Raw genomic sequence first — 19,291 nt, 5'->3', positions numbered from 1 at the left:
TTCAAATAAAGTTTGTATACTACCCTTTTCTGATAACTGGTAGCAATCAATCTATACAAGAATCCTTGACATAATGGAAAATTTTAGTTTTCATTTACTGTGCTACGCTTTTTCTCATCTTCGGCTCCATTGCTTTTCTTGATAGTTTTTATCGTGCCACCAAAGTTGTAACTAAAGTTTAATTTAGCCATTCTGGTTTCAAATTGGTTTCTCCATAACTGCTGTACTGTACCACTATTTTGTTGATAATAATTTCGGTATGATTTAAATACATCCATAAAATTTAGCTGGGCTGAGGCGCGTTTATTTAAAAACTGATGCCGGACACCGGCAGTTAAGTAAGCAAAAGCCTGATTGGTAATGGTTCTATCCACGCTTTTTCCTCGGTAATTGAATAAAAACATTACAGAGAAATTTTTACTTAAAGAGAAGCTATTATAAGAAGTTGCCGACAAGCTGGCAATGCCATCGCTCTCTAGCAAATTACCATTAACTACACCTTTAAAAGATCGTTTCGACAGAATAGCATTTGAACTCGTATACCACCAAGGCAGCACTTGCTTGCCATACATAGCTTGCAGGGTATAATAGTTACTATAATCGGCATTGCCGGGCAATGTGGTTGTGATGCCATCTTGAAGAGGAATGGAAACGCTTGTGAAATCATCAAGACTGTAACTGTAGGTAAGACCAAGGAAAAGTGCATTCTTAAAGCCATACCACAAGTCTGCGTTATATGCAATTACAGGTTTAAGTGTCGGATTCCCTTGTTGTAGATTATTACTGCTGATGATACGAACCAGTGGGTTCAGACTTTCATAGCCAGGCATTTCTATCCTTTTATTGATTCCTAAAGTAAGATTTTGGTTTTTTGTAATTTTATAATCAAAATGCAAAGATGGGAATGGCTGAAAATAACTTCTTGTAAAACGGTTTGTTCCAAACTGCTGCTCACCCTGTCCGTGTGTATACTCACCTCGAACACCTAATAGATAGGAAAATGCTTTTCCCGTGTGACCGTAAGTTAAATATACTGCAGATATACTCTCATCATAATTAAACAGATCAGTTTGGCTACTATTTTGATCCTGATAGAAATTAGAATTATCAGAATTTACATAACTTGTCTTTACGCCCATTTCTAGTTGGTAACCATTTTTTAATGGATGAGAATAATCCATTTTAAATGCATAGATATCAAAAACGCGGTCTTGAGCTATCACGCTAGGAAGATCCAATGCAGGATCAAAAGCAATTGATCTATTATTTTGATCGTTGTAATTTCCATAACGGTAATAATCTAAGTCAATTGTTAATTCCCTTCCCACAGTATCAATCTGATGTTGCAGTCGTAATCCGGAGGAAAAGTTTGTTGCCCGAATATCAACCCTATTAAGAAATTGTGATTGAGTGCTGGCTACCCCTGCCTGAGTAGAATAGATGTCAGCAACGCCATCACGACTAAAATGCTGAAACCCTGGTTTTACCGAAGCTGATAAGGTTGTGCGTTTAGAGAGGTAAAAATCTATTCCTAAATTCGGTGTGTAATTGGCATTAGTTCTGTCACTTTTAACATCAGAAACGTACTGACTAGGCATGTCCCCATTAAAAACAGTGGAAACTATATAACTGTTATAAAAGTATTTGTTATAGTTATAATCCAGGTTTAAAAGTAAATTATAAGCTTTGCCTTTATAGTTAAGATTGATACCTCCATTAGCTTTTCCAAATGTTCCGTTGCCCCCACCAACGTAAATATTTCCATTCAATCCTGCTTTATAATTGCGTTTTCGGATAATGTTAATAATAGCACCATTTCCTGCGGCATCGTATTTGGCTGAAGGTTGAGCTATGAGTTCAACTTTTTGAATTGCTGATGAGGAGGTTCCTTTTAATAAGCCAGCTAATGCTTCAGAAGATAGTGTAGTCGCTTTCCCATCCATATAGATTTGAACCGATTTACCATTCAGGGTGATCCGGTCATCCGGTGTAACGACAACACCTGGCAATTGGTTCATTACCTCCATCATTGGCGCACCTGAACCCAGTCCATTTAGGTTGACGATAAGCTTATCAGCTCTTCTTTCTACAAACGGAAGTTCCGCGGAAATATTTACACCCGCCAATTGAGTAGTGATCGGATTTAGTTGAATTTTGCCCAGTTCCGAGCTTTCCCCACTGACAACATTGAAAACTTTAGAGTAGACTGTTCCATAGCCCATCATTTTTAGCTCAACGAAATATTTTCCTGTCGCGGCTTTAAAAACAAACTGTCCCTTATCATTTGCAAGTAGCGCTTTTACCTTAGTGGAATCCCGACTGCTTTTTAAAGTTACTTGAACAAACGGCAGGGAAACAGAATTTTCGTCCACTACTTCTCCTGTCACTGTGCCAGTGTTATCCTGAGCGCTAACGAACATTGCGCTAAACAGCAAAATGAAACCTGGTAGGAAAAATAAACTTGCAGATTTAAGAGATTTAAAAGGCATAATGTTTGGAATTTTTACAAAACCAAACATATAACTAATAAATTAGTTATACAACTAATAAATTAGATTTCACAACTAATAGATTAGCTATTGATGTTAAACTATTGATTATCAGACTTAAAATTCAAACCAATTTGATAAGCTGAGCGTATTTTCTTCCCATTTTTTAACGCTGGTATCCATTTCGGACTAAGTTTGATTACCCGTAATGCTTCATTATCGCAGGTTTCATTTAAACTACTATCAATTCTTGCATCATCGATCTTTCCTTCAATATCTACAATGAAACTTACTACTACTCTACCATTTGTTTTAGAATCGTTTCTTGTATTTTTTAGCAAATATTCGCTAAAAGCGGAAAATCCACCCTGAAAAGTTGCTGCCTTGTCAATTATATTTGTACCCCCGCCATTTAAATATCCAGACCTAAACGAGCACAGTGTGATTAATAAAACCATCAGGGGCATAACTAAAATATATTTTAATACTTGATATGAGTTTGATTTTTTACGCTGCAACATCTTAATCCTTGCCTCTAGTAAGAACGGACTGTTAAAAGAGTTTGTCAAGATCGGGCCAGCTTTAAAATTCTGTAGAAATAGCATCATAGCGTATTGTCTCTTGCTTTCTGCAAAACTCGCGGCATGATCATCCGCTTGATATTCATGAATTAATTTGAGACTCCTTGAATAACAATAAATTAGTGGGTTGAACCAAAAAAATATGCCTATTACTTCAATCAATAGAATGTCTAGTGTATGCAACTGCGTCACATGTATATCTTCATGCGCATTAATTGCTGAAAAATTAGATAAATCCTGGTCAATTACTTTGGTTTTCCAAAATGAAAACGCACTTCCACTTTCAGCCCTTTTGATCTGTCTTTTTACACCAAAAAGTTTAATCAGTAACCAAATTGAGGTTAGCAGAACACCGGTATAATAAATGGTGGACAACCAACTATAATTCTTTTCATCTACAATTGTTAATTTTCCGTTCCCAGTAATAGGTAGTGAAGAAAACATTAATTCCATTTTTGGTAAAGGCATTAGGACGGAAAAATCAATCAATGGAAGCACGATTGACAAACTAAGCGCAGATAACAAATAAATCCTATTTACGAGAAAAAAGGTCTCACGTCTGAGTAACAACAAATAAAATAGGTAGAATATTGCCATTGAAATACTCGACCAAAAAAAATAAAGCTGCATTTCCATCTGCTTAGTCTTTGATATTATCTATCATTTTCAGTAATTGCTCTGCATCTTTCAAGTCAATCTTTTTCTCACGAACAAAAAATGAAAACATATCCTGTACAGAGTTTGAAAAGTAATTGCCTAGAAATTTATCTGCCTCATGACGCATATACTCTTCCTTTGTAATAAGCGGAAAATAACGGTGAGTTTTGCCGAAAGCCTCATAGCCAATCACACCTTTATTTTCTAAAATTCTGATAATGGTAGAAACTGTACTATATGCAGGCTTAGGATCAGGTAGCTCTTTGATTATTTCTTTAACAAAAGCTTTATCTAATTTCCAAAGCACTTGCATTAACTGACTTTCAACTTTAGTCAAATCTTTTACATCCATTAATTAGTTCTTTTGATCAAATATCAGCTAATACTTTAGTTGTTGCAACTAAACTTTAAATTATTCGATTAAAAGTGCTTTCAACTAATGCAAATCTTTGCCTGAGAGCGACCACCGGGCCTATCGCCAGAAAAGCTTCAGTTAGCATTAAAGCATGTGATCTTCATGATACAGGTAAACATTCAATTGCAGAAATAGCTCTAAAGAAAAAAGACAAAATACCGATAAACTTCACATATCCTGCCATTACTGAAAATACAAAAATGGCATCAAAAAACTTCTTTACTTTTTCAAGACTAGTCTGCAGCAGATTGTCCGTCCCTCATTTCTTCCATTGCGCGGGTATGCCCTTCGCTATACTTAATACTCCCCCATGCGGTAAGCATGGTCACTAAATCTTCTTCCGTTAAATCTCCTGATACCTGACTTTGGCAATAGGCTAAAAATTCTCTTTCACTCATTCGAATATATATTTGACTGATCTGTGAATCAGCCTTCAAATATACAATTTAGCTTTAGAAGCTGTAACCAGTACTAAAAACCAGCCCACGGTTATAGATACTTTCCTGTCCATGGATATTCGCCGAATTTTCTATCACTGGTGCCAATCCATGCACATACCGGAACCCGACGGAGATCTGTTTCCAGTTAAAATTCATCCCGGTAGAAAAACCAGCATCCATTTTTTGCGTATAACCGCCTTCAGAAGAGGCGTCACCAAAAACACTTTTGTCTTTATATAAGTATCCGGAACCATTTTTTCGCTGGATTGAAGAGGCCGTTAGCAGTGAAAAATACGGCCCTGCATATAATTGCAGCAACTTGAGGTTAAAAGTTAAACTTACAGGGGAAATTTCCAGGTAAGTGTTTCTGTATTTACTATCAAACAGCTGACCTTGCTCATCTTTCAACTGCAATAAAGCACCTTTTTGAATAACTGCAATACTATGCTGCAGACCTAAAAAATGATTTAATTCAATATTACCTTCCAAACCAGTAAAGAAACCATTGAGATTGGAGGATTTTCCCTCAGCTGATAATTCGGAAACGCCATTACCTTTCACCCTGAACATTGTAAACCCGGCTTTCACAGCTAGTTTGATCTTCCCTACCCTATAAATTTCCGCCAAATTTTCTTGTGCCATAGCCTGATTTGCTATTAAAATACAAATCAGTATATACCCTATTTTTTTCATTTTCATCTGTTTTGTGTTTTCATTCTTATTTGATGCGCAATAATTAGAGATTCAGGTCCCACATGCCTGCTGCTTTTTCCAGGCCTACCAGTGCGACGGCATTATTCTTTAAAGTTTCCAGATAATTCTGCTGTACTTCATTGAAAGTCCGCTGGGCATTTAATACTTCAAGCAGACTGGTTTCACCCCTTTTATAGCTGTAAATTTTTCCATCTCTCACTTCCCGTGCATCTTCCAGCATTCCTGAAGAGAACTGCTTCACCTGTTTACTTGTCGCCAGGTAATTAAAATAGGCCTGGGTAACTTCGGTCTGTATCTGCAATTCCGTTTCCCGGTATTGCACAACCGTCTGATCGGCCTGATAAGCAGCAGAAATTAATGCGCCCTTATTGCGGTTTGAAAATTTAAGTGGAATAGTCATTCCCAGCGTGAAACTTCCAGACGATGGTGTTGGTGCCACGCTGTTCGCAACTACGGAACTGGCAGTCACACCTGCTGAGATCCCCAGATCGGCAAGCCGATTGGCTTTAGCCAGTTGTAACATTCCCTGGGATAACTCTCTATTTTTTATTGCAGCCTGTAAATCTGCCCGTTGATTTAATGCAGATACAATCAGCTCCTGCAATTTAAATTCACGGTCGAATGCGAGTAAGTCGGTTGCAGGATTCCCAGACTTATCATATGCCGTTCCGCTGATTTGATTTAATCCGGCCAAAGCAGTTCTCCAGTCTGCCTCTTGTTGAAATACCTCATTCAGCTGACTGGCTGCCTCCAGCCTGGACTGCCTGGCATCTACAGCTGTAATAGCCCCCAACCGGAATCGTATACTATCTGCGGTGCTGAGCTGTTTCATTTTCTCGTAGGAACTCATTTTGACTTTAAGCAAATCCTGCTGCGTCTGAACTTCCAGGAAAGCTATAGCGGCCTCTGCCTGAAGATTTCTGAAATAGTCGGAAAGCATTAATTCACTCAACTCCGCCTGCCGTTCCGCTATACTAATCCTTGCCTTTCTCTTACCACCCAGTTCCACGTTATAACTTAGTCCCGAATTAAAAGCATAACCCATTTTCATGCGGCGCTCTCCGACATCTTCCAGCCCGAAACTAAGCTCCGGATCTGGGAATACCTTCGCACCTAATACTTCTGCCCGGGCAATTGAAACGTTAAACTTTTCTGCTGCATACCCCAGGTTACCGGTCTTAACCCTTTCCAGAAATGCAGCAAGGGAAATCTCATTTTTTTGCGCTCCGGCATCCAACTGAGCAAAAACAGGCATTCCGGACATCAGGAATATAAAGCAGATCATACCGCTTATCCGGATATTAAATAATTTCATTTCCATTTATTGTTTGATCTAATTGAATGTTTGTTTTTGATTCTATCTCTTCCTGCTTACGTTCCATGAGGTAATACAAGGCCGGAAGAGCATATAATGTCAGTATAGTGGAAAAGAGCAGTCCGTAAACAATCACAGTCGCCAGCGGACGTTGTACATCGGATCCGATACCTGTTGCAAAAGAGGCTGGTAACAGACCAAGTACAGCTACCGTTGCGGTCATCAGAACCGGTCTGAAACGATCTCTTGCTCCGCCTGTAACCGCATCTTTAAGTTTCAGCCCCTGAACACGCAAAGTATTGATATGCGAAATCATCAATACTCCATTCTGGATTGCTACACCGAACAGCGCAATAAACCCAACAGCAGAAGATACGTTTAACGTCATTCCCCTGACATTTAAGGCCAGCAGTCCACCAAAGAGGGCTAAAGGAACTATAGACATAATTAATGCCGCATGGCTGAACTTCCCAAACGCAGCATATAGCAGCAGAAACATTAAGGCGAGTGCCAGTGGAACAATAACCAGCAGCCGGGAATAAGCACGATTCTGATTTTCAAACTGTCCACCCCACTCAATTTTATAATGCTGATGATCGTAATCGACACTTTTTTCAATTTTGTCCTGCGCAGTCTTCAGCAGTGTCTTAAGGTCTGTTCCCCTTTTATTAAGTTTTACAGTAAGATGCCTGCTGTTGGCTTCTCTGGTGATTGTACTCTCCCCGGTATTCAGCTGAATATCTGCCACCTGTGCTAATGGTATTCTAACCCCGTCTTTATTAGTCAGCATCAGGTTGGAAATTTTCTCCGGTGTATCTCTTGTATCTTCTTTGTACCGGCAGATTACCTCATAAACCCGATCTCCTATAAAAACTTCTGATATGGCTTTCCCTCCAAGTGCAACAGCTATCAGATCGCTCACATCGGATATATTCAACCCATACCGCGCTATCTTTTCACGGTCCGCGTGGATCTGCAACTGCGGCAGCGGCGGTTCCTGATCAATAGCAATATCAACAGCACCTTTTACTGTTTTTAATGCAGTTTCCACGCCTTCGGCTATTCTGCGGGTTTCCTTGAAATCATCACCATAAACCTTCACCACCAGTTCACTATGTGCACCTGAGATCTTGTCCATTACGCCATCAATCATCGGCTGGGCAAAGCCAACCTTAAACCCAGACATATCTGCATAGTCTCTGGCAAGTTCCTCAATAAGATCGGCCTTGGTTTTGCCGCGTTTCCATTCATTATAAGGCAATATTCCTATAGAGCATTCAAAATGTGATGCTGTAAATGGATCAGTTCCATCGTCATTCCTGCCAGCCTGTACCATCATATAAGTCACTTCCGCATGCTTCATAGTCCGGTTTCTAAGGGTGTCGCTCATTTCACGGGATTGTGCTATTGTAATGCCGGGCGGCAACTGAACCTGCAGCCAGATTGAGCCCTCATCCAGCGGCGGTAGAAAATCCTGACCGACAGTTGTACCCAGAATAACAGCGCCTGTCATGACGATCGTTAACGGGATAAAGATCTTTTTCTTTAACAGCAGCATTTTAGTAATCCGGCTGTGATAAGCAGCGCCCAACTTCTCCAGCCAGCGGTTATGATAAATTTTCTGCGGCTTACGATAACAGATATAAGCCAGTCCGGGGATGAGCAGTAGCGCTACCGAAAGTGCACCCAGCAGAGCATACCCAACAGTAAAAGCCATCGGCGTAAACAGTTTCTTCTCGACCCTTTCGAAAGCAAACAATGGCAGATAGGCTGTAATGATAATTATTGTTGCAAAAAATATCGGTTTTGCTACACTTAAAGCTATTTGCGCAACCGGCTTCTCTTGTAGTTCATCCTCCGGATTTTCTTCCCTTCTGCGCAGGATGGTTTCCATCATAACGATAGCGCCGTCTACTATAATCCCAAAATCTACAGCACCCAGTGAGAGCAGATTTGCGGGAATATCCGTCAGCTTCATCAAAATGAAGGCGATCAGCAGTGAAACCGGAATAGTGATAGCTACAAGTAAAGCTCCCCGCCAACTGCCAAGGAAAATAATGAGCACGACAATTACCAGGGCCATACCTTCAAAAAGGGTATGCGAAACTGTTCTTAATGTTGTATCGACCAGCGATGTCCGGTCTAAAAAAGTGTGGATCTTCACATCCGGCGGCAATAAACCACCATTAAGTTGTTCAACAGCCAGATTTACACCCTCCAATACTTCGGACGGATTCTCCCCTTTTAATAGCAGAACGATCCCCTCAATACTTTCACTATAATTTCGTTTACGATCTGTATAACCAAGTATGCCTTTCCGCTCCAGCTGACCATATTGGATAGAACCCAGCTCATTAAGCAGCACCGGAATACCTTTATCCGATTTTACAACAATGCGCCCGAGATCTTTCAGGCTGCTGACCAGACCAATTCCCCTGATTACGTAAGCCTGCTCTCCACTATTGAGCATGCTGCCGCCTGCATTTGCATTATTCTTTTCAATCGTTTCCTGTACTTCAGCTATGCTTAAATGATACTGCTCCAGCTTTGCAGGGTCTAATTCAACCTGATACTGGGTGGTAATCCCGCCAAAATTTGTGACATCTGCGACACCGGATACCTGTTTGATCCTGGGTATAATCAGCCAGTTCTGCAGATCAGTTAATTCGCGCAGGCTATGACCTTTACCTTCAATAATGTACCGATAGATCTCACCCGTAGGTGAAGTCAGGGGATCCAGACCAGGCATTGCACCGTAAGGCAAGGTTACTTCATTTAACCGCTCCTGTATCCTTGCCCGGGCAAAATAGTCATCTGTACCATCTTTAAATACAATAGTAATGACAGAAAGTCCAAACGTACTTTTACTTCTCATGACATGCAGCCCGGGCATGCCGTTTAATGTTCTTTCCAGGGGAATTGTGATTTGCTGTTCGATTTCTTCAGCTGCAAGTCCGGGTACCTGTGTCACAACTTGTGAAGTTACATCTGCAATATCCGGATAGGCTTCAATAGCCAGCCTTGTCCAGGAATAATAACCGAATATGCCCAGCATTAAAAACAAAGCGAGCATGAGCCAGCGTTTCTGCAGGGCCGTTAGTATAATATTTTTCATCTTCTGCTTATTTTTAAGTTTCTATTTCGCTTCCTGAAGGTAAAATCCACCTGCCGTGATAATCGTTTCTCCGGGCTCAAGACCAGTACGTACTACGATCTTCCCCTTAACCTCAGACCCAGTTTCTATAGTTCTTCTGATGAACTTAAAAGGAGTGATCTGTACAAACACAAACTGTCTTTGCCCGTCCTGCAAGACAGCTTTCAGCGGAATGACAGTAACCGGACGGGGACTTTCTTTAAAAGTTGCCGTAGCATACATGCCGGGTTTTAAAGCCCGGTCTGTATTTTCACAGCTCATTAACACGTTAATGCTTTGAGTCTGGTCGTCGACCAGCTCATCGATATGATAAACTTTGCCTGATATTTTCCTTCCCGGATAGGATGCTACCGATATTAATATTTCATCGCCTGTATGCACCTGACTGATATCTTTTTCTTTAACTGAAGCCGATACCCATACCCGGCTGAGGTCTGCAATAACAGCACGTGGAGGTTCATCACTTTTCAGGAAATGACCGCTGATTACCTCATTTGAAATGACATCTCCTGTAATGGGCGAATAGATGACCAGTGACTGTCCCAGCACCATTTTTTCCGGATCTACCTGATAGATCTTTAAAGCAGCACTTTGATTCTGATATTCCTTCTGATTGATTTCGAATAAACTTCGTGCTTCTTCCAGGTCTTTAGAAGATCCAACCCCGTTATTCTTTAAATCCGTCTGCCTTTTGAGATTAAGTTCTGCTGCGATAGAAGCAGACCTTGCCGCATAGAAATTTTTCTGTTGATCAATAAAATCCGGGGAAGCTATTTCGAATAATGGGGTGCCAGCCTTTACCTGCATACCCAGTTTTAGAAACACCCGGGTTATTCTTCCGGAAAAGGGCGGCGCGACAGCAGCATATAAATTTGGAATAGCTTTAATAGTCGCTGCTGCTTGCAGGCTGGACTGAAAATTATCCCTTGCAACAGTATCTGTTTGTAGTACTTTTCTGATTCCGGAAGCTTCGGGAATATTAATCGTATCACCTAGTAAAGTATAATTTTCTAATTTCTCTTCAGCTCTTTTTTGGGCACAAGAGGCCATGAGCAGTATGAATACACTGCTTATTAAAATTAATTTCATATTGTAATTAGTTGTTCCTTCTCAGGAATAACTAATTGTTATGCCCAAAAAGGAGAGTGAATTTTAGACCAGGTATAACACGGAGGCTTATCCATATATCTTTTTTATTGTGGCACAAAAGTAGCAACGGCCCCTTAGAGGGGCCGTTAGAAAGCTATTAGAATGTAATTAGAAACCCGTTATAATTGGCTTAAAAGTGGAGATTTCCTAACACTGGCAGGTGTGGCAGCTCAATAAGGAAGGTTGTTCCTTCGCCGGTTATGGAGAAAACGGATATTTCTCCATTATGAATAGTAATAATCTTCTGGGTCAGTGCAAGTCCAATTCCATTGCCGTCTGCGAAGGTCTCATTTGAACCCCGGAAAAAAGGCTGGAAAATATTAGGCAAGTCTGCTTCAGGAATGCCAATTCCGGTATCAGAAAAGCGCAGCACACTTTTATGCAGGTCATAGGATATAGATATGACCGATTCCTGGTTCGCAGAAAATTTACACCCATTTTCAATCAGATTTATAAAAGCTGTCTTTAACAAGTATTCATTTCCTAAAACGGTAATAAGATCATCATCTTCTGCATCGTGATCAAAAATCAAACTGACTTTATAACCGGGTTGTTTGCCCGTAAGTTCCTGCCGGGCATCCAGTAGCAGTTCGTCGAGCCTTAACTCTTTAAAACTAATTTGAGTGGGGTCATAATTAGCATTAGCCAGATCCAGCAAGCTGGTCGAAAGTCGTGTAAGTCTGCGTGCATCATTTAAAGCTTGTACAATGGATTCGCGGTACTGATCTGCAGTTCTTTCTTTATTCAGCGCAATTTCAAGTTCGGCAATTACTGTCGCCAATGGCGTCCTGAGTTCATGAGAAAGATGGGAGACAAACTCTTTTTGTGAGGAAAATGAGTGTTCCAACCGATCCAGCATCTGATTAAAAGTAATAGCTAGTTCAGCGATCTCATCTTTACCATTATTAGGTATGGTTAACCGGAGATCGAGATTACTGGCACTAAGTTCTTCCACATCATCAATCATATCGGCCACCGGTTTAAGTGCCTGTTTAGCGAAAAAATATCCTGCAAAAACGGTTAACGTAATACTCCCCAGAGTAGCCAGGATAAGAATAAATCTTAAATTAGCCATTTTGGCCAGCCCATACTCATCTTTGGCTGCCGCAGTGATTACGTACTGATCTCCTTTATACATATAAAGAAATCCGACGGCCTGCAGTTGCCCCTGTTTGAACTCAATTTCACCATTTGTGACTATAGTGTTAATCATCGCCCTGGTTTCTTTGATCTTATCGATATCTACGGCATCATGATATAACAAATTAAAAGATGTATCATAAATAGCAACCTCTTCCTGAAATAGATTATTGGGCGTATTTTTATAGATCAGCTGCAGCACACCAGGTGCGACCTTCGCATCCAACAACAAGTTGGTTTTGGTAACGGCCAGCTGACGCAGTCGTTTATAATATTCATCTTCCCGGTTAGCAGCGGAAGAATAATAGGTAAAAAATGCGAAGCCAATAAAGATTACCGCAAAAAGAAGTGTAAAAACCATTGTAAGCCTGGAGCGGATCTTCATAACTTAAGGTTTTTAATGCTCTTTAAAAATGAATCCCATACCCAATTTCGTATGAATTAGCTTTGGCTCAAAATCTTTGTCAATTTTCTTACGCAGGTAATTAATGTAAACATCAATAAAATTAGTCCCCGTATCAAAGTTTGTATCCCAGACATTTTCCGAAATCTCCACGCGCGTAATGACACGTTCCCTGTTACGAATCATATATTCCAGTAACCTGAATTCTTTAGGGGTGAGTCCGATCTCCTTATTCTGCCTGGTTACGGTTTTAGTCTTCAGATCCATCTCCAGGTCTGCATAACTGAGGTTTGACAAATCTTCTTTAGGTGAATTTCCAAACCTTTGTAAAAGTGCTTTGATTCGTACATGAAGTTCTCTGAAGTCAAAGGGCTTGACGAGGTAATCATTTGCACCTGCGTTAAACCCGTCAACTTTGTCATCAGTTGTACCTAAAGCGGTGAGCATGATAATTGGAATTTCAGGCCATACTTTCCTGATCTCCTGACAAAGTGTTATCCCGTTAATATGTGGCAAAACCAGATCTGTAATAATCAGGTCGTAAGGGTTTGCCAGCATCATCTTCTTACCCATTAAACCGTCAAAAGCTACTTCTACCTGAAAACCTTGTTCTTCCAGCCCTCTTTTGACCAGTTCGGATACGCGAAGATCATCTTCTACCAGTAATAATTTCATGCTGCGATTCGTTATTGCCTGCAAATATGAATAATAATTTCTGACTAAATTCCCTTCAGGACACTGATAAGTCTGTCGATTTCTGCCTCTGTATTATAATAATGCGGGGATACGCGGGCAACCCAGTCAATCCCTTTTTCCCGGAAATCTATTATTGCTGCGGCCCGTGGTGTAGTAGAGATATTGATTCCATTTCCGTATAAATATTTTTTCAGCTCTACTTCATTAGTATTTTCAATGCTAAAGGTAACTATACTGCACTGTCTGGACCCGCGGTCCTGCAGCTGAATACCAGGCAACTTAATCAGTTCTTTTTTCAGGTAACTGATCAGTTCCTGATTTCTTGCTTCAATATTTGCAATACCTACTTCAAGCGCATACCGGATAGCTTCGGTTGCGCCCATCATCAAGGCATAAGCCGTTTCCCAGTCTTCAAATCTTTTGGCATCCGGACGTGCAACATAAGCGTAATCATCGATCCATTCGGCTCCACGCATATCGATAAATAAGGGTTCCAAACCAGACTCAAGGGCTTTATCTGACACATATAATATGCCCGCCCCCCTTGGGCCCCTTAAAAACTTCCTGAAGGTTCCGCTCACAAAATGTGCATGACTTTTTACCGCATCTAATTCAATTTGCCCCATTGACTGACAAGCATCCAATAAAAAGATCGTCTCCTGGTTTTTGACTAGTTCTGCTATCTCGGCCAGCGGCTGTATCAGCCCGGAACTTGTAGGAATATGGCTTACCGAAAGCAGTCTGGGCTGATATTGTTTTAGTTTGGCTTCCAGGTCTTCCAGATCAATTTCCCCTCCAGGGCTATTTTTGACTTGGATAAGTTCAATGTCAAACCGTTTCTTCAAAGAAATAAATGCAAGGAAATTAGATGGATAGTCATTTTCGGTCAATAATACCACATCCCCTTTCTGAAACGGTATCGCAGACAAAGCACGGTTATAGCTATCAGTGGCACTATTAGTAAAAGCAATATTGCGGCTGTTGCAATGTAGCAGTCGTGCAGCATACTCATAAAAATCATCTATTTTTTCCCTGTTGGCATTTGCAGCTTCGTAACCGCCCATATGTTCTTCAATAGTGATATATCCACGAATTGCATTGGCGACAGATACCGGCATCAACGCTGCTCCCGCATTATTTAAATGAATGATATCTTCGCATCCTGCTGTGTCTTTTCTGATCTGAACGTTATCCATTGTTTATAAGTTAAAGGTTTAGGATCTAATTTTCCCGAATTTATAAATACAATTCGTAATGATTGTTTTGATCCGGTAAATAGGTTAAATAACGTTAAAAAAAATGCTGCTCTTAGCCTGATAACTATATTAGTAAAAAAACAATAATGCGAGTTTCTAAATATCCGATGATCATCTCGTTCTCTTTGTTTTTTCTAAACACCAGTGCTCAGAATTCAGATCTGCTTTCAGGGAAAATTGTAGATGAAGAAAATAAAAGTATGCCTTATGTGAATCTGAAAATCGGTAGCAGCATTGCGTCTATGACAAACGCTGATGGAGATTTCAGTTTAAGGATTCCGGCCGGGACGACAGGTCAGTTAATAATCTCCTATATTGGTTATCAAACACTATATACACCTATACAACAACTCACTAACCCAATTACGATTAAAATGAAAAGTGTGGTTAGTCAGTTGCAGGAAGTGAAAATCTCTGCACTTAATGGCGAAGCGATAATCCGTAAAGCTATGCGTAATATCACACAAAACTATCCGGTTACAGCCTTTGAATCCACCGGATTCTACCGGGAAATTGCCAGAATAGATGATAACTATCTTTCATTTGCGGAAGCGAGCCTGCAGATCCTGAATCCCGGTTACCAGCGCGTGAAAGAAAAAAATCGAATTATCATCAATAAAGAGCGAAACCTTAAAAAAGTTGGTGACCGAATTGTTGAAAACCCATTTCATGCGGCGGTTAAAGGTGTACCGTATATCGTGCTGGCAAATGACCTGCTTAAAAACCCCGGATCTATTTTCGGAGAGCGATATATATCGAGGTATAATTATACAATTGCGGGATATACTGCAGTGGACGGCGAAGAAGCATATATTATCAAATTTGATCAGAAAACAGGGGTCAAAGAGGCATTGTATCAGGGGTCTGTTATTGTTATCAAAAAAAGCTTCGCTGTTGCTTCGATTGAAATCTCCTACAGTGATAAAGGCAGGCGTTTTGCAAAATCTGACATTTCATTCGTGCAAAGACCACTGCTTATGCTCCTTGGTTACCATTTTCAGAAAACTAATGAATTGCTTTCTCTCAGGTACACTATGAACGGAGATAAATGGTATCCTTATTTCTATAAGATCGCTACTACGCATCAGGTCGAAGCTAAAAAACAGAAAATAGCAGGTGAACTTCTGGTGAGTGCAGAATTATTCGTCCGGCCGGAATCAGCCGTTAAATCCAACTTCGCTAAAAAAAATATAATGCCAGAAAATTATTCTTTCCAGCACGGAGTAGAGCGCTATGCAGACCAGTACTGGAAGGATTTTGATTATATTAAACCAGACCATAACTTTAAGGGTCTGATCGACAAACAAGCACCAGGAAAAGATAAATAACAGATGAACCCCGAGATAACCATAGCTTTAAAAACTGAAGCATCCGACAGTCTAACCGGAGAAAAATTCGACTTTAATGTCTTTCTTGAACAACAACAAATAACAACCTTCCTGAATGACATGATATTGGAATATCATAAGAATCACGCGGGCTCACCAAGAGTTTATGAAATAGACGTTATACACCCGCGGACCACTTTCCAGACAGACCGCTTAACCGGCACTTTTACGACCAGTTATCGCATTGAGTTTTATTTCCCCTGCGATGCGATGTCTGAGTACATACAAGCTGAATTATCCTGGACAGTATCCCTGAACAAAATGAAAAACACCTTAAAAATACAAGGCCCCATTATCTGGGACATAGACAATTAGCACCATCATACCCGGCAAACTGTTCATCTTAAAACTGAATCAATTTAGAATTAATAAAAATAAAGCATGTCAATTAAATCTATATATTTGTTAGTTTTCAGAAGCAGAACCGGAAACAGTATTCTTATTAAAATCAATTTCCCGTTCAAACATTTAACACTAAAAACACATGCCTTTTCTTGATTATGTATTACAAAGACCTGCCTACGGCTGGCAGGATGAGAGTGGAAATCTGATTAAACCAGGGCCAGGCGCAATTTTTAAAGAATTCTTTTCCAGACTGAATATTTTTAAAGACCGTAAAAACTGGTTGCCGTTTTTCAGCTGGTTGAAAGTTTTGTGCCTGATACCATTCTTTTTTATTTTCGTTATTTACTTTTTGAGCTGGTGGACCTTATTAGCTGCTTTTGTATACAGCATGATAGTAATGGGAACACATGGTACAATCTGGCACCATCGTTATTGTACACACGGGGCTTATACATTCAGAAATCCGGTTTGGCGTTTTATTACGCAGAATTTGACTATTAATGTAATTCCTGAAGAAATATATGTGATCTCACACCACGTCCATCATGCAAAATCTGATCAACCGGGTGACCCTTATAATGCTTACGGAGGTTTCCTTTACTGCTTTCTTGCCGATGTAAATCACCAGCCCATTGCTAAAGATCTGAATGAATCAGATTTTAAACGAGTTCTAGCCCTAATGAAACACACGGGTGTAACAGCAAATACTTACCAGCAGTACCTGCGTTGGGGATCTTATGTAAATCCTGTAGCTGCCACAACGTCCTGGTTACTAAACTGGGCATTTTGGTATGGTGTATTCTTTCTGATTGGTGGTCATGCACTCGCCTGCAGTCTATTCGGCGCAGCGGGTTTTTGGGCTGTCGGCGTAAGAACTTTTAATTACGAAGGTCATGCTAAAGGTGAAAGCAAGCAAAAAGCAGGTACTGATTTTTCCGAAAATGACAATTCTATCAATCAGTTATGGCCAGGTATTGTAGCTGGCGAATGGCACAACAATCATCATCTGTTCCCTAAAAGTGCAAGAAGTGGTTTTAAACCACATCAGATAGACCTGGCCTGGTATTATATTAAATTCCTTCATAAAATCGGGGCAGTCAGTTCTTACAAAGATTTCAAGAAGCAGTTTTATCTGCAATACTATACGCCCTATCAGCAATCTAAGGTATCTTTAAAACCTGAGTTGATTTCCAAATAATATTAATCTGTTTCCCGCTATAGTATTTCCATACTATAACGGGAAACAGGTATATAATATCTACACATTTTCTTTTCACAGTTTGCCGTCAATGGCAATGACCTGGCGTATAAATTCAACGCAGATTAAATCTAATTTTCTGTTTTTCGACAAAAACCATACATTTGTCGAGTGGAAAACGAAAAAGAAGATATCAGAAGAGATATTGTTGAAGCGTCTAAAAGCATTTTCAAAAAGGATGGTTACAATAAAGTAACTATGGATGATATCGCCAAAGCCGCATTGAAAGGAAGGAGTTCTCTATATCACTATTTCAAGAATAAACAAGAAATCTTCGAGGCTATGGCGATTGACGAATTTTTAATCATTCATCATCAAGCCAAGTCAAAAATTTCTGCGCAGCTTAGTTTTGAAGAAAACCTCAAGAAATATAGTGAAACGAAAATTGACGGCTTAAAATTATTAACTAAAAAATACACTTCCATTCTCCGGGATTTAAAGGGAAATCATATCTTGTTATATAAACTTCAAAGCCAGATGGCTTCCCTTGAAATTAACGTATTTAAACATTTGTTGAGATCTGGTGTAAGCAATGGGGAAATTAAGAAAATGGATGACAACGACATCGACTATTTGGCCTTGGCTATAGTTACTGCTATAGGAAGTCTGGAGAAAGAACTTATTCTTTTCGAAAAGATAGAAGATGCAACAAGCCGTTCTTTCTGGCTGATTAATATTTTAGTGAAAGGTCTGCAATAATATTTTTTTATCTAATCATCGACATAAAGGTCAATTTTGTCAACAATTAAATTTCAATGTGCATGAAAACAAGCCAACGAAAACACAAAGTCAGTTTACTGCTCCTGCTTGCAGTCTTTTTTTATGCTTGTCAAGGCGACAAAAAAGAAAAACCGCTAAATGAGATCCCGGTGAAAGTAAAAGTTATTAACCTGGGTGAGGGATCGGACAGCACAAAAGCTATTGGCTACAGTGGCTCAGTCACAGCTAATAAAACTATTAACCTGAGTTTTCAGGTATCGGGCACCATCACAAAAATACCGGTAGAGGTTGGCCAGTATGTCCGTAAAGGTCAGCTTATTGCTCAGATTGACGAAACGATTTACAGAAATCAATATCAGGGCCAGCAGGCACAAGCCACATTAGCAAAAGAAAATTATGAAAGGATAAATCAGGTATTCCAGAAAGGCAGTATTGCTGAAATCAAAATGCTGGAAGCACGCTCGCAGTATGAGCAGGCCCAGGCGGCTGTAAGGGCCGCCAGAGAAAGTCTTTCTTACACCAGCATTTATGCTCCGGAAAGCGGATACATTGGCGCAAAATTAATGGAGGCTGGTAATACTACAGGTCCAGGTGCACCGGTAGTTCAGCTGCTGGATATTTCTACAGTTAAAGTAAACGTACCTGTGCCCGATGTAGAAATTGATCGCATCAAAAAAGGTGACAGGGTTAACATAACTGTACCTTCACTCGGGTCAGAAAGTTACGCCGGCACAATAGATGAAATCGGTATCAGTTCTGCACAGGGTTCACCCGCCTATTCGGCCAAAGTTGCTTTAAAAAACTCCCAGAACCGGTTGAAGCCTGGAATGGTCGCCAATATCGCCTTTAATAAAAAATCGGAACCTGGAAAAGGAGCAGATAGCTCTGCCAGAATTTTGACCACTGTCCCGCTGCAATCTTTACAAGTTGACGAGCACGGGCAACACTTTGTTTTTGTGACGTCTGCTGATGGAAAAAGAGCCCTTAGAAAAATAGTAGAAACCGGACCTTTGTACGATAATGGAATTGGTATCAAAAGCGGCCTGAAGCCTCAGGAAAAGCTTATTGTCAGCGGCTATCATAAATTGCTGGACAGCATGCTTATTGAAATTGTGAAATAATAATAGATGAACCCAGCTTACCGCCGGGCTTTATGCTCAAAATTTAACAG

16 protein-coding genes are annotated in these 19,291 nt (G+C 40.2%); 5 read left to right on the top strand and 11 right to left on the bottom strand.

Features of this window, described 5'->3' with window-relative positions; genetic code table 11:
- Positions 1–83 precede the first annotated feature (83 nt).
- The 11 genes from BLR53_RS04470 to BLR53_RS04425 form a co-directional block, all read right to left on the bottom strand.
- A complete protein-coding gene (locus BLR53_RS04470; protein WP_176763521.1) occupies positions 84–2,489 on the bottom strand; it encodes an outer membrane beta-barrel family protein in 2,406 nt (801 codons plus the stop codon).
- 101 nt (positions 2,490–2,590) lie between these two features.
- Positions 2,591–3,538: a M56 family metallopeptidase gene (locus tag BLR53_RS04465; protein ID WP_074587621.1), complete on the bottom strand. Its 948-nt coding sequence runs from the start codon at positions 3,536–3,538 to the stop codon at positions 2,591–2,593.
- A 172-nt stretch (positions 3,539–3,710) separates the two neighbouring features.
- Positions 3,711–4,079, bottom strand: a complete 369-nt coding sequence (locus tag BLR53_RS04460) for a BlaI/MecI/CopY family transcriptional regulator (RefSeq protein ID WP_037443634.1) — start codon at positions 4,077–4,079, stop codon at positions 3,711–3,713.
- A gap of 296 nt (positions 4,080–4,375) precedes the next feature.
- Entirely contained in the window at positions 4,376–4,540 is a 165-nt protein-coding gene (locus tag BLR53_RS19915) for a hypothetical protein (protein WP_157282919.1), read from the bottom strand.
- A 54-nt stretch (positions 4,541–4,594) separates the two neighbouring features.
- Positions 4,595–5,275: an outer membrane beta-barrel protein gene (locus tag BLR53_RS04455; protein WP_176763520.1), complete on the bottom strand. Its 681-nt coding sequence runs from the start codon at positions 5,273–5,275 to the stop codon at positions 4,595–4,597.
- A 43-nt stretch (positions 5,276–5,318) separates the two neighbouring features.
- Positions 5,319–6,611, bottom strand: a complete 1,293-nt coding sequence (locus BLR53_RS04450; RefSeq protein ID WP_176763519.1) for a TolC family protein — start codon at positions 6,609–6,611, stop codon at positions 5,319–5,321.
- Positions 6,598–9,726 carry an efflux RND transporter permease subunit gene (locus BLR53_RS04445; protein WP_074587616.1) on the bottom strand — a complete coding sequence of 1,043 codons (3,129 nt, stop codon included), beginning with the start codon at positions 9,724–9,726 and terminating at the stop codon, positions 6,598–6,600. The genes BLR53_RS04450 and BLR53_RS04445 overlap by 14 nt, the downstream gene beginning before the upstream one ends.
- A gap of 21 nt (positions 9,727–9,747) precedes the next feature.
- On the bottom strand, positions 9,748–10,854 hold the full coding sequence (locus tag BLR53_RS04440; RefSeq protein ID WP_037443641.1) for an efflux RND transporter periplasmic adaptor subunit: 1,107 nt from the start codon (positions 10,852–10,854) through the stop codon (positions 9,748–9,750).
- Positions 10,855–11,044: 190 nt separating this feature from the next.
- Complete coding sequence (locus BLR53_RS04435; protein WP_074587614.1) at positions 11,045–12,439, bottom strand: ATP-binding protein; 1,395 nt, start codon at positions 12,437–12,439, stop codon at positions 11,045–11,047.
- A 12-nt stretch (positions 12,440–12,451) separates the two neighbouring features.
- Positions 12,452–13,132, bottom strand: coding sequence for a response regulator transcription factor (locus tag BLR53_RS04430; RefSeq protein ID WP_074587611.1), 681 nt, complete (start codon positions 13,130–13,132; stop codon positions 12,452–12,454).
- 44 nt (positions 13,133–13,176) lie between these two features.
- Positions 13,177–14,349 carry an aminotransferase class V-fold PLP-dependent enzyme gene (locus BLR53_RS04425; RefSeq protein WP_074587608.1) on the bottom strand — a complete coding sequence of 391 codons (1,173 nt, stop codon included), beginning with the start codon at positions 14,347–14,349 and terminating at the stop codon, positions 13,177–13,179.
- Between the two features lie 146 nt (positions 14,350–14,495).
- Between BLR53_RS04425 and BLR53_RS04420 the strand changes: the two genes are divergently transcribed.
- The 5 genes from BLR53_RS04420 (at position 14,496) to BLR53_RS04400 (ending at position 19,241) form a co-directional block, all read left to right on the top strand.
- On the top strand, positions 14,496–15,737 hold the full coding sequence (locus BLR53_RS04420) for a carboxypeptidase-like regulatory domain-containing protein (protein ID WP_083332000.1): 1,242 nt from the start codon (positions 14,496–14,498) through the stop codon (positions 15,735–15,737).
- A gap of 3 nt (positions 15,738–15,740) precedes the next feature.
- Positions 15,741–16,112 carry a hypothetical protein gene (locus BLR53_RS04415; protein ID WP_074587600.1) on the top strand — a complete coding sequence of 124 codons (372 nt, stop codon included), beginning with the start codon at positions 15,741–15,743 and terminating at the stop codon, positions 16,110–16,112.
- 169 nt (positions 16,113–16,281) lie between these two features.
- The gene (locus tag BLR53_RS04410; RefSeq protein ID WP_074587597.1) at positions 16,282–17,340 is read left to right on the top strand and encodes a fatty acid desaturase; all 1,059 of its coding nucleotides are present in this window, start codon (positions 16,282–16,284) and stop codon (positions 17,338–17,340) included.
- Positions 17,341–17,511: 171 nt separating this feature from the next.
- Positions 17,512–18,099 (top strand): TetR/AcrR family transcriptional regulator, encoded by a 588-nt coding sequence (locus BLR53_RS04405; protein ID WP_074587593.1) that lies wholly within the window; start codon positions 17,512–17,514, stop codon positions 18,097–18,099.
- A gap of 62 nt (positions 18,100–18,161) precedes the next feature.
- Positions 18,162–19,241: an efflux RND transporter periplasmic adaptor subunit gene (locus BLR53_RS04400; RefSeq protein ID WP_074587589.1), complete on the top strand. Its 1,080-nt coding sequence runs from the start codon at positions 18,162–18,164 to the stop codon at positions 19,239–19,241.
- The last annotated feature ends 50 nt before the right edge of the window (positions 19,242–19,291 follow it).

The organism is Pedobacter antarcticus, from assembly GCF_900103515.1.
Taxonomy (GTDB): domain Bacteria; phylum Bacteroidota; class Bacteroidia; order Sphingobacteriales; family Sphingobacteriaceae; genus Pedobacter; species Pedobacter antarcticus.
The sequence above is the reverse complement of the archived record's forward strand: the minus strand, read 5'-3'. Positions and strand labels throughout refer to the sequence as shown.